The organism is Variovorax sp. P1_H12_2 (assembly GCF_056405335.1).
Window position 1 is genome coordinate 1 of sequence record NZ_JBFUCI010000270.1, and the last position, 8,741, is coordinate 8,741.

At 63.7% G+C, this 8,741-nt stretch carries 8 protein-coding genes; 5 read left to right on the forward strand and 3 right to left on the reverse strand.

Annotated features, from left to right (window positions below; genetic code table 11):
* The 3 genes from AC1D2K_RS23165 to AC1D2K_RS23175 form a co-directional block, all read right to left on the reverse strand.
* On the reverse strand, positions 1-839 hold an 839-nt coding region (locus AC1D2K_RS23165), incomplete at its 3' end, for a Bug family tripartite tricarboxylate transporter substrate binding protein (RefSeq protein WP_478091294.1).
* Positions 840-867: 28 nt separating this feature from the next.
* Positions 868-2,340 carry an MFS transporter gene (locus AC1D2K_RS23170; protein ID WP_478091295.1) on the reverse strand — a complete coding sequence of 491 codons (1,473 nt, stop codon included), beginning with the start codon at positions 2,338-2,340 and terminating at the stop codon, positions 868-870.
* Positions 2,341-2,377: 37 nt separating this feature from the next.
* Complete coding sequence (locus AC1D2K_RS23175) at positions 2,378-3,262, reverse strand: polysaccharide deacetylase family protein (RefSeq protein ID WP_478091297.1); 885 nt, start codon at positions 3,260-3,262, stop codon at positions 2,378-2,380.
* 405 nt (positions 3,263-3,667) lie between these two features.
* Here AC1D2K_RS23175 and AC1D2K_RS23180 point away from each other — a divergent pair, with 405 nt between their 5' ends.
* The 5 genes from AC1D2K_RS23180 to AC1D2K_RS23200 all read left to right on the forward strand — a co-directional run bounded on the left by AC1D2K_RS23180 (position 3,668) and on the right by AC1D2K_RS23200 (position 8,570).
* Positions 3,668-4,042, forward strand: coding sequence for a helix-turn-helix domain-containing protein (locus AC1D2K_RS23180; RefSeq protein ID WP_478091305.1), 375 nt, complete (start codon positions 3,668-3,670; stop codon positions 4,040-4,042).
* Between the two features lie 332 nt (positions 4,043-4,374).
* On the forward strand, positions 4,375-4,605 hold the full coding sequence (locus AC1D2K_RS23185) for a helix-turn-helix domain-containing protein (protein ID WP_478091298.1): 231 nt from the start codon (positions 4,375-4,377) through the stop codon (positions 4,603-4,605).
* Between the two features lie 74 nt (positions 4,606-4,679).
* Positions 4,680-5,678 carry a phosphorothioated DNA-binding restriction endonuclease gene (locus AC1D2K_RS23190; RefSeq protein WP_478091299.1) on the forward strand — a complete coding sequence of 333 codons (999 nt, stop codon included), beginning with the start codon at positions 4,680-4,682 and terminating at the stop codon, positions 5,676-5,678.
* 77 nt (positions 5,679-5,755) lie between these two features.
* Positions 5,756-6,106 carry a nucleotide pyrophosphohydrolase gene (locus AC1D2K_RS23195; RefSeq protein ID WP_478091301.1) on the forward strand — a complete coding sequence of 117 codons (351 nt, stop codon included), beginning with the start codon at positions 5,756-5,758 and terminating at the stop codon, positions 6,104-6,106.
* A gap of 22 nt (positions 6,107-6,128) precedes the next feature.
* Positions 6,129-8,570 (forward strand): DNA/RNA helicase domain-containing protein, encoded by a 2,442-nt coding sequence (locus AC1D2K_RS23200; protein ID WP_478091303.1) that lies wholly within the window; start codon positions 6,129-6,131, stop codon positions 8,568-8,570.
* The last annotated feature ends 171 nt before the right edge of the window (positions 8,571-8,741 follow it).

An 8,741-nucleotide genomic window follows, 5' to 3' on the forward strand; every position in this document is an offset into this window, starting at 1 on the left:
GCCATGACCTCCGTCAGCGCCTGGGCCAGGCGTTGCACGATCGCATCCGGCGTGCCGGCCGGCGCGAAGACGCCCACCCAGGGGCTCAGCGTGATCCCGGGATAGCCCAGCTCGGCCAGGGTCGGCAACTCGGGCGCCATGGTCGAGCGGGCCTCGGCGCTGATCGCGACCGCGCGCAGCCGGCCCGACTCGATATGGGGCCGGGCCGACTGCAGCACGTCCATGCCCAGCGGAACCTGGCCGCCGACCACATCCGAGATCGCCGCGACGCTGCTCTTGTAGGGGATGTGCCGCAGGTCGATGCGCGCGGCTTTCTTCAGCAGTTCCATGGTCAGGTGGCTGCTGGAGCCGTTGCCGAAGGTGGCGTAGTCGAGGGTGCCGCCGCTCTTCTTCAACAGCTCGACCAGGCTCTTGAAGTCGGCCGCGGGAACGGCGGGGTTCACCACCAGCACCTGGGGCAAGCGCCCCACCAGCGCCACCGGCACCAGCTCGCGGCGCGGATCGTAGGGCAGCTTCGCGTAGAGGTGGGGCGCGATGGTCATGGCCGTGGTGCTGCCCATCAGCAGCGTGTAGCCGTCGTGCGCCGCGCGCGCCGCCGCCGCGGTGCCCAAGGTGCCGAAGCCGGCCTTGTTGTCGACGACGACCGGCTGCCCCAGCACGGCCCCGAGCCTCGTGGCGACCAGCCGCGCGCTGCCGTCGATCGGGCTGCCGAGCGGATAGCCGACGACCATGCGGATGGGCCTGATCGGATAGGCGGTCTGGGCCCGACTGGGGCCGAAGGCGAGCAACAGCGCCGACGCTGCGGCCGTGAGGACGAGGAATCTGAATGTGCGGTTCATGGGGTCTCCCTGATGTGGTTGTTGAAGTTCATTTCAAGGTCCGCGGGTCCACATGCGGCACCAGCCACATCAACCCGCCCGACAGCAGGCACGGCAGCGCGCCCCAGACCATCGCCGCCTGCACCCAGTCCGCCCCCATCGACAGGGTGTGCGTGATGCCGAAGCCCGCCACGATCGCGCCCAGCTGCCCCAGCGCGCCGATGAACGACCCGGCCGTCGCGCGGATGCGGCTGGCAAAGCTCTCGCCGATGAGAAACAGCACCGCCGCATACGGCCCCATCAGGAAGAACAGCCCCAGCGAGTACAGCGGCACGATGCGCCAGAAGTCGCCCTGCGGCGCCTGCAGCATCGCGAAGAAGGCCAGGCCGCCCACCATCCAGCCCAGCGCCACCGTGTTGCGCCGCCCGATGCGGTCGCCCAGCCAGCCGTGGAACACGTAGCCCAGGAAGCCCGCCAGGTTGGAGACGATCAGCACCTGCAGCGCGTTCGAGAAATCCACCCCCTTGCCCGGCGTGCCGCCCGAGCCGCCCAGCACCGAGGTGCCGAGCACCGTGAAGATCACGATCGCGAACCAGTTCAGCATGAAGGCCAGCCCCAGCGACAGCAGCGGCCGCAGCGCCGCGCCGCCGAACATCTCGCCCAGGCCCGTGCCCCTGCCCTCGTCGGGCGCGACCCCGTGCGCGGCGGCCAGCTGGCGTGCCTCCGCCGGGCGCCCCGCGCTGTGCAGGTCGGCAATGCGCCGCGCCGTGAGGAACTGCGGCGTCTCGACCAGCCGGCGCCCCAGGATCACGATCACCCCCGCGGGAAACATCGCGAACAGGAACGACAGCGACCAGCCCCCGCCCGCCCCAAACCAGCGCTCGCCCAGCGGATAGAGGATGGTGACCAGCACGGCCGTCAGCACCGCGCCGATCGGCCAGCCGCCCTGCACCAGCGCGTAGATGAAGCCGCGCCGCCGGGTGGCGGCCGGGTCGGTGTGGACCACGGCGAACAGCTCGCTCAGGTAGGTGGCGTTGATGGTCTGCTCGGCGTAGCCCAGCCCCGCCAGCGACCGCACCAACACCAGCAGCACGAAGCCCAACCCGGCCGAGGCGCCGGCCACCCAGCCCGCGACGGCCGTCAGCCCCGAGCAGATCGCCGCGCCGCAGACCGCGATGACGATGCCCTTGCGCCGCCCGAGCCGGTCGACGATCGGCCCGATGCCGAAGGCCACCAGCCCGGTGCCCAGCGTGACCCAGGTGTTGAGCCGGGCCTGCTCGGCGGCCGTCCACTGGAAGTGCTCGCCCAGCCGCGGCAGCAAGGTGCCGAAGAGGATGAAGTCGTAGACCGCCAGGGCCCAGGCGAAGAAGCAGACCCAGGTGGCGTAGGTGACTTGCCTTGCGGTGACCTCGGGCGGCGCCCAGGCGATGATGGCGTGGGTGTCGGCGAGGGTGTCAGGCCGGGCGTCGCGCGCGGCGTCGTTCGCGGCATCGCCGCGCGGTGTGGTGGTGATGGCGTCCATGGGCGTGCATCGCTGCCGATGAGGATGGCCGTGGCGCTCAGGCGCGCGGCTGGCGGCGCAGGAAGTCGTCCGCGACCTGGTCGTAGGTCGCGAAGCGCACGCCCGGGAAGGCCTGGAAGTGCCGGATCAGCCGCTCGAGCATCAGCAGCACCTGCGGGTGGCCCGAGACGTCGGGGTGCAGCGTGATCGGGAACACCGCGTAGTCCATCTCGCGATACACCCAGTCGAACTGGTCGCGCCACATCTGCTCGACGTCGCGCGGGTTCACGAAGCCGTGGCTGTTGGGCGACTTCTTGATGAACATCATCGGCGGCAGGTCGTCCAGGTACCAGCTGGCCGGGATCTCGACCAGCCCGGTTTCGGTGCCCCGCTCCAGCGGCTTCATCCAGACCTCGGGATGCTGGGTGTAGTCGATGAGCGTCCAGCTGTCGTCCATGCGCACGTAGTAGGGATGGAAGTCGTTGTGCATCAGGCTGTGGTCGTACTTGATGCCCTTCTTGACCAGCAGCTCGTGGGTGACCGGGCTGAACTCCCACCACGGCGCCACGTGCCCTGTGGGCCGCTGCCCCGAGAGCCAGGTGATGAGCTCGATGCTCTTGTCGAGCACCGCCTCTTCCTGCGCGGGCGTCATCTCGATCGGGTTTTCGTGGCTGTAGCCGTGCAGGCCGATCTCGTGGCCGGCGTCGGCCACCGCCTGCATCTGCGCGGGGAAGGTCTCGATCGAATGGCCCGGCGTGAACCACGAGGCCTTGATGTCGTGGTACTCGAAGAGCTGCAGCAGCCGCGGCACGCCGACCTCGCCCGCGAACATGCCGCGCGAGATGTCGTCGGGGGAATCCTCGCCGCCGTACGAGCCCAGCCAGCCGGATACCGCGTCGACGTCGACGCCGAAGGACACGTAGATTTCTTTGGACTTGGTCATTTCATCTTCTCCCTGGGTTGCAAGAAAACGGAGCGGGGGCTCCATGGACAAAGTGATGCGGTGCAGACGTGCGCGTCCCGCTGCGAATGCGCGGACCGCAAGTTGGCGGAACAGTCGACGCCACGCCTGTGGCGGCAGACGGCAAGCCCTATCGACAGGCAGGCGCGAACACGCGCGGTCCGGCCGTGGCGAGATAGAGGTAGAGGGTTGCGCAGGGCGGCGTGGCGAGGCGGCCCGTGCGTAGCGGCGGCGCTACGGTAGTGAAAAATTCAGCGTACGGTTCATGTCGTCTCCCTGGGGCTTTTGATTGCCCTCTGTGKCTATGAATCGAGTGCCCCGGAAGGCACGCGATCTCATTATGTGTCGTTTAAGACGTTTCCTCCATAGGCACATTCCTTGAGTCTCGTGGGCATGGTGACCGCAACAGCCCCGAAAAGTAGAAGTCGATCTAAGAAGAAGGCGATCCACGTTCCGAACCCCCTGACAATCGCCCTCGGGCAAAACCTGCAACGCATCCGAATAGCGTCGGGCAAAACGCAAGTGATGCTGGCCTTCGAAGCCGAGGTGGAGCGTTCCCGCATTTCCAAGATCGAATGCGGCTACKTCAATCCGTCGCTACTCACTCTGGGATCGATCTGCTACTGCCTCGGGACGACGCTTCCTGTCTTGTTCGAAGGCATCACGGAGACATTTCCGCCATCGGCAAAGGGCGGTTCTCTGCGCAGGTCAAACCAAGCGGTGTTGGAGAAGCCGCCGGGCAAAGCCAGGCGCCGACCCTGACGTAGCGCGGAATGTCGCGCCATGGTGGCGTCATCGCAACACTCTCGTTGTTCCCCCACTGCCCGCCTTCTATAGGCACCCAAGAGGAGCGAAAGCTCGCGCATTCGAGCCGCGCCGGCTCCAAAGCGATGCGCGCGACGAGAACACTGAATGTCCATGACTTCTCCCTGACGACACTTTGATAGAGCTGCCACAAAGAGTCCTGCGATCCGCTGATGCGCGCATCGCTGTGCAAAGGTTGACGAGACCCCACATCGAACCGACTGCTCTTCGTTCGACCCTCATAATATCCTAAAACGGGATATTCCAAAACAGGATGTACGTTCGCCTGCGTGCCACGCGGACTGCAACCAAATCCCCATACGAAGCTTCGACAGCTGCTTGCGCAGGCGCGCGATGAAGCGGGCCTGAAGCAGGCGCAGGTCGCGGCCCGCTTGAATCGGCCTCAGTCGTTCGTGTCGAAGTACGAGAACGGCGAACGGCAGCTTGACGTTATCGAGTTCATCGACGTGTGCAAGGCGTTGGGAGTATCGCCCTCAGCGATGATTGATGAGCTTTCGTAAGGGCGCCGCTTCGACTTCCGGATGTCGTCGTCGCCCCCCCTCCGTCTTCACGTCCCCCTCCAAACACAACTGACATGAAGACAGCGACCGAAGTTCTGACCTTGTTCGAGAACATCCGCCGCGCGCAACGAGCGGGCGTCTACGCACCGCACAAGCCGATGCTGATCTTGCTCGCATTGGCGCGAATCCAGCACGGAGAACCCAGGTTAGTCGAGTTCACCGAGATTGACGGCCAGTTGAAGCAACTTCTAACTGAGTTCGGCCCCAGCAGCGCAGCGAAATCGCGGTATTACCCGTTCTGGCATCTAGCTACCGACGGCCAGGGTGCGCTGTGGGACCTGAGCGGCCCGCGCGAAATCTTGAATCGCCCCGCCAATTCCACGCTCAGCCTGCGCGAACTCCGCGAGCATCACATCGAAGGTGGGTTCCCGACCGACGTTGACGAGGCGCTGCGACATATACCTGGCCTGTTGCACGCCGTAGCGTCGCAAGTGCTCGATGCTTACTTCCCTGCGACGCTCCACTCTGACATCGCGGCCACGCTAGGACTAGACCTCGACGCGCCCAATGAGGTGCGCGACGCCGACCCACCAATGGCCGGCTATGCCAGTCGGGCGCGCCGCAGGCGCGACCCCGGCTTTCGAGATCGGGTCCTCCGCGCCTACGAATACCGGTGCTGCGTCTGCGGCTTCGACCTGCGGATCGGCCATATGCCTGCAGGCCTGGAGGCAGCTCACATTCAATGGCACAACGTGGGTGGTCCGGACATAGAGACCAACAGCCTGTCCTTGTGCGCGCTGCACCACAAGCTCTTTGACTTGGGTGTGTTCACGGTCGAGCCGGCGGAACACCGATTGATCTTCAGTCAGCATGCGATCAGCGGAGGGCGCGGTGAGACGGGCGAACTGCAGTTCCACGGGCGACGGATTCATGCCCCGCAGCACAGCGACCTTCTGCCCGCGCGGGAGTTTTTGGCATGGAATTCAAAAAACGTGTTCAAGGTTCCTGCAAGGCACGCCGCAGACATTGGCTTTGCGTCTGCGCCGCCACGCCGACCCAGTGAAGCACCCTGAAACGCCAGATAATCAACCGAAATCGGTTGTATCCATTGGTCCGACATTCGTGCCCGACGATCATTTCTATAGCAGACATGCCTGACTCCTTAGATGACCTCTCTCTGCAACTGCAAAAGTTCGCCAACGATCGCGAATGGCTGCAGTTTCATTCGCCCAAGAACCTCGCTTCTGCGCTCATCGTTGAAGCAGGTGAGTTGCTTGAGCACTTCCAGTGGATGACAGAGGAGCAGAGTCGCAAACTCCCCCCGGAGAAGCTGGAGGCAGTGGCCGCAGAAGTATCAGATGTCCTGCTTTACTTGATCCAGCTGACAAACGCGCTGGGGATCGATCCGATCGGGGCGGCGCAAGCAAAGCTAAAACTCAACGAACTGAAGTACCCGGTCGATCGAGCGCGCGGCAGCAGCAAGAAGTACGACGAAATCTGAAGGCGCCGCGGCGACAACACGAGTGATCATTTACCAATCGACAAAGACCCAGTTCCTGGAGCACGCCTGGGGGGATGACATAGAGGCCGTTGTCTCCCGCCACTTTCATAGTGCARCAGGCCGAAAAGTTGGCGCATCGGAAGTCCGATCGTGGAAGCACTCGCTGATCGAGATGGCCAAGGTGCTTAAGGATGAGGAAATTCCCGCGGATGCCGGGGTGGCGATCGAATACCAGTTGCCGCAGACGTCGAAGCGAATCGACTTCGTGATCACCGGCGAAGACGCCGAGGCGCGCTCGAAGGTGATCATCGTCGAACTCAAGCAATGGTCCGAGTCTCGGCGCAGCGACAAGGACGCCATTGTCTGGGCGCGTCGCGGCGGTCGCTCCGGCGAGACTGAGGGTACGCACCCGTCGTACCAGGCTTGGTCGTACGCCGCCTATCTCCAGGACTTCAACGCTGCCGTGCAGGATGGCGAGATGTCGCTGCAGCCGTGCGCGTACCTCCACAACCATCCGCGAGATGGCGAGATCGATCACTCGCACTACAAGGAACACCTTGCGCGCGCACCGCTCTTCCTTGCGCAGGAACGAGGGAAGCTTCAGGCATTCATCCGTGAGCACGTTCGTCACGGTGACCGCAAGGGTGCGCTGTACGCGATCGAGAGCGGCCGCATCCGACCATCGAAGATGCTGATCGACAGCGTGGCCGGACTGCTGCAGGGCAAGTCGGAATTCGTGCTGATCGATGATCAGAAGGTCGTCCACGAGACCATCATGAAGGTCGAAGCCCGCGCCGAGCAACGCAAGCAAGTCGTGATCGTTCAAGGGGGCCCAGGAACCGGCAAGTCAGTCATCGCCATCAACCTGCTCGGCGCCCTCMTCGCCCGGAAGCGCAACGCACGCTACGTTTCAAAGAACGCAGCGCCGCGAGCCGTCTACGAGGCGCGCCTGGCAGGCACATTCACGAAGACTCGTATCAGCAATCTGTTCAGTGGTTCTGGCGCATTCGTCAACGATGTCGCCGACACGTACGACACGTTGATCGTCGACGAGGCCCATCGGCTCAACGAGAAGAGTGGCCTCTATCGCAACCTCGGCGACAACCAGGTCAAGGAGTTGATCCGCTCCGCGCGCTGCACGGTGTTCTTCGTCGATGACGATCAACGCGTCACGCTTCTCGATATCGGACATACCGAAGAGCTTCGCCGTTGGGCGCTCGAATTCGGGGCTGAAGTGACCGAGCTGCAACTCTCTTCGCAATTCCGATGCAATGGCTCCGACGGTTATCTTGCGTGGCTTGACGATACCCTTGCCATTCGCCCGACCGCGAACCCGATCCTCGAGACGGACAGCTACGACTTCCGCGTGTTCGACAACCCAGCCGACATGCATGCGCTGATCGCCCTGAAGAACCAGGCAAACAATCGCTCGCGCGTTGTCGCGGGCTATTGCTGGAAGTGGCCAAGCAAGAAGGATCCCGCGGCCTGGGATATCGAGCTGCCTGCCTTCGACTACCAGCGCCGGTGGAACCTCGACAAGGATGGCAGCCTTTGGATCGTCACACCCGGCTCAGTTGAGCAGGTGGGGTGCATTCACACCTGCCAGGGGCTCGAACTCGACTACGTCGGCGTCATCATCGGACCGGATCTCGTCTTCCGCGACGGCGCCATCGTGACCGATGCGACAAGACGGGCGTCCTCCGATCAATCGGTGAAGGGGCTGAAGAAGATGATGGAAGCAGACGCCGAGGGCGCACGTGCTCTGGCCGACATCATCGTCAAGAATACCTACCGAACCCTTATGACGCGTGGCATGAAGGGATGCTTTGTGTACTGCACGGATGCACCTCTCGCTGCCTTTCTTCGGAGCAGGTTGAACTCGAGGCCGGGGGCCCAAGTGATCGTGCCCCGCGATGCGTCTATTCAAGCGGTTCCGGCGGCCGTCTCTAATGTGCATCGGTTGCGCCGGGTCACCAACGAAGAGCGACTCGCAGGCGTATCCGCCGTCCCGATCGTCCATCTGCGTTTCGCCGCCGGAGCCTTTTCAGATGTGCAGGCCCTTGAGGACGGCGCACAGGATTGGGTGGCCCTGCCCGATTGGATCCGGCCTCAGCCCGGTCTCTTCGTCGCACAAGTGCTGGGTGAGTCGATGAACCGCCGGATTCCGAACGGTGCTTGGTGCCTTTTCCGCGGAAATCCAGGTGGCACGCGACAGGGCAAGGTTGTTGTCGTTCAGCATCGAAGCATCTCAGACCCCGAAACGGGAGGAAGCTACACGGTCAAGTTGTATGCGAGCGAGAAAGTTCCCTCCGAGGATGGCGGCTGGCGGCACGAACGCATCACATTGCGGCCGGACTCCGACCAGTCTGGATTCGAACCAATCGTCGTTCAACTGGGTGACGGTGAAGAGGGCTTTGCGGTAGTGGCGGAGATGCTGACCGTGCTGGAAGCGGCGAATGATTGATGATGGAAAGCCGTCATTCGCCCTTCGGAAGGGATCCGTAGCCAGCGACAGACTTTCGGCGGTTCTGGCGACACGAGAGGTTGCGGAGCTTTTCACCTCGACAGGCATCCGATGACGCTGCCAGACGGCCTCTACGATCTGCTGATCACCGACGGCTTGGCGTCGCGATTG